Here is a 1,310-nt window from a genome sequence, read left to right on the forward strand (position 1 = left end):
ACGGCCTCGCTGAGCTTGCCCACGATCCAGGCTGCGGCGTCGGCACAGCCGCGGCCGAGGGAGGTGAGGGGGTCCTGGGCGGGGTCGACGCTGTCGGGGAGGTTGGACTTGGGGGCGGAATTGCCGCCTTCGCAGTAGTCCTTGGCCGGACCGACAATCAGCGAACAGTTCCCATTACTGGACGGGGAGGGGGACGGCGAAGGCGTGGGGGCGGCTGCAACGCGGGTTGCCAGGATCACCATGGCCGCTTGGACGCTCGCCAAGGTCACACCGAGCTTGAGCGCGTTGGACTTACCGGGCATAGGTGAACCCTCCGTACTCCTCGACAGCCTTGGCGATCTCATCGGCGTTGGAGGCCGTACGGTCGGTGTTGACCGGTGCCGGGCCGTCCTTCTGGGAGAAGCTGTCGACCTTCCAGTCGCCGCCCTCCCACTGAAGCTTCAGCGTCATGGTGAACCAGTCGTTGCTCACGGGATTGGTGGAGCCGACCCCAGCCGTACCGAAGACGCCGGTGCACCACACCTCTACCGTGGCGGACGAGTCAGTGAAGAGGGTCACCTTGGTTCCGACGGGCGCGGTTCTCGAAACATACGTCATGCCCTCGGAGGCATTTCCGTTCTCGTCCAGACCGACTTTGTCGAGGAACTCTTTGCTGTATGCCTGGTCGAACTTGGTCTCGAGCTCATCGACTCGACCGGGGACGAAGACCTTGCGCACGATCTGAGCGCGCTGCGATGGTTTCAGGATGTCAGCGGATACAAGCGCCACCGAATAATTTGCCGCCGCACTCTGCGCCCCCTGCTGGTCATGCGCGAACCCGGAAGCGATCTCGCCGTTCTTCCCCGTCACCGGCTTCGTCCCCGTGGCCGCCGTCGACGTCGCGTCCGCCTTCTTGCCGTTGCTCCCCGACGCGCCGTCCCCACCGCTCCCGTCGCCCCCGCCCATGTTGGCGAACGCGATCGCTCCGAGCAGCAGGACGATCACGCCCACGACCGTGACCAGCGAGCGCGAGTTGCGGGCCGGGCGGCGGGGGCCGTAGCCGTCGCCGCCCTCGCCGTCGGGGAGGCGGGTGCGGGTCTGGCGTGTGCCGCCGATGGTGCTGTAGCCGTCGCCCGTACGCCCCGAGTCGTTGCCGTAGCCGTCGTCGTGACTCATGCCGCGTACGCCCCCTCAACCGGTGCCTGAATCGTGCCTCTGTACGACGGTAGCCGTGCTGCTCTCCGCGTGGACGCGGTGTGGTGACTCGACATCAGTGGGACGCAACCTCTGCCGGTGGGCACGACGGACGGATGGTGAGGGCGGGCGGGGGT

The 1,310-nt window shown here is 67.0% G+C and carries 1 protein-coding gene and 1 pseudogene; both read right to left on the reverse strand.

Features of this window, described 5'->3' with window-relative positions; all coding sequences use genetic code 11:
• Window positions 1-302: pseudogene (locus JGS39_RS39520) on the reverse strand (hypothetical protein); the annotation flags it as partial.
• A complete protein-coding gene (locus tag JGS39_RS39525; RefSeq protein ID WP_219574586.1) occupies window positions 292-1,155 on the reverse strand; it encodes a DUF8175 domain-containg protein in 864 nt (287 codons plus the stop codon). The pseudogene JGS39_RS39520 and the gene JGS39_RS39525, both read right to left, overlap by 11 nt.
• Window positions 1,156-1,310: the final 155 nt, after the last annotated feature.

This window comes from Streptomyces poriferorum (assembly GCF_019399235.1).
Taxonomy (GTDB): domain Bacteria; phylum Actinomycetota; class Actinomycetes; order Streptomycetales; family Streptomycetaceae; genus Streptomyces; species Streptomyces poriferorum.

Bases quoted from the DNA above. Each gene is read 5' to 3' on its own strand.
- JGS39_RS39525 (WP_219574586.1), bottom strand. From the start codon at position 1,155: ATGAGTCACGACGACGGCTACGGCAACGACTCGGGGCGTACGGGCGAC.